The sequence below is a fragment of the Streptomyces sp. CNQ085 genome, assembly GCF_022614595.1.
Lineage (GTDB): Bacteria > Actinomycetota > Actinomycetes > Streptomycetales > Streptomycetaceae > Streptomyces.
Genome location: NZ_JAJFAU010000215.1, coordinates 1 through 1,250, shown reverse-complemented (window position 1 = coordinate 1,250; position 1,250 = coordinate 1). Strand labels below are relative to the sequence as shown.

1 protein-coding gene and 1 pseudogene are annotated in these 1,250 nt (G+C 77.6%); both read right to left on the bottom strand.

All coding sequences use genetic code 11. The features are described 5' to 3' along the window. On the bottom strand, nt 1-835 hold an 835-nt coding region (locus LJ221_RS22960; protein ID WP_241718624.1), incomplete at its 3' end, for an MBL fold metallo-hydrolase. Next, nucleotides 832-1,250, bottom strand: a pseudogene (locus LJ221_RS22955) (pyridoxal phosphate-dependent aminotransferase); the annotation flags it as partial. The gene LJ221_RS22960 and the pseudogene LJ221_RS22955, both read right to left, overlap by 4 nt.

Genomic DNA, 1,250 nt, shown 5'->3' with positions numbered 1-1,250 from the left:
GCGCGTACGCGCCGATCGGCAGCAGGGCGAGGTCGATGCCCGGGTGGCGGCGGCCGATCTCGGCGAACCAGTGGCCGTACCCGGTGTCGCCGGCGAAGTGGATCCGCTGCCCGTGGCGGTCGGTGAGCACCCAGCCGCCCCACAGTGAGCGGCAGGTGTCGGTGAGGGTGCGCCGGGACCAGTGGTGGGCGGGGACGAAGTCGAAGCGGACACGGCCGCCGCCCGGCGAGGGCAGTTCGGCCGCCTCCCACCAGTCCAGTTCGGTGACGGTTGTGAAGCGGCGCCTACGGCACCAGGCGCCGAGCCCGGCGGGGACGAACAGCGGGGTGTCGCGCGGCAGCCGCCTGAGGGTGGGGGCGTCGAGGTGGTCGTAGTGGTTGTGGGAGATCACCACCGCGTCGACGCGCGGCAGGTCCTCCCAGGGGACTCCGACCGGGGTGACCCGCGCCGGGGTGCCCAGGATCCGGCGGGACCAGACGGGGTCGGTCAGGACGGTGAGGCCGCCGATGCGCACCACCCAGCTGGCGTGCCCGGCCCAGGTGACGGCGGCCGTGTCGGCGTCGACCGGCGGCAGGGGCGCCGGTTCGCGGGGCAGCAGGGGGATCTCGCGCAGCGTCGCGGGGTCGGGGCGCGTGCTGCCCTCCCTGGCTATGCGGGACAGGGAGCGCAGGCCGGGCAGGGGCTCGGTGAGCCGGCCGGCGAAGCCGCCCGGCCAGGTACGCCGCTCACCGAGCGGGCGGGGCTCGGGCAGGGCGGGAGGGCGCGGACGCCGGGGGGAGCCTGCGGCGGGGGCGTCGAGGACGGCCTGTGCGGGCCTGTCCGTCCGTTCGGTCATGCGGGGCTCCCATCTGCGTCCGGTGATTTCACGGGGCGGGGCGACGCCGAGCCTGCGGCCGTCAGCTCCCGCAGGACCGACTCCAGCGACGGCCGCGCCCCGGCGGGGCCGTCCGCCGCTGGGGCGCCGGCCGTCGCGTCGGTGGACGGCACATCGGTGGACAGCCGCACCCGCAGGGCACGAGGATCGTCGCCGAAGCGGTGGCCGCCCAGGGCGTACGGTCCCAGCCGCCGCACCAGTTCCGCCTCCAGCCGGGGGGCGTCCTCGATGCCGCGGGCGGCCAGCGCCGGGCGCAGCGCCTCGAAGTCGGGGTAGAGGTGGCGCCCGGCGTGCGACGGCCGGCAGACAGCGCCGGCGTCGGCCAGGAGCCGGTGGAGCGCGGCGGCTCGTGCGGCGTGGGCGCGGTTGCCGGCGG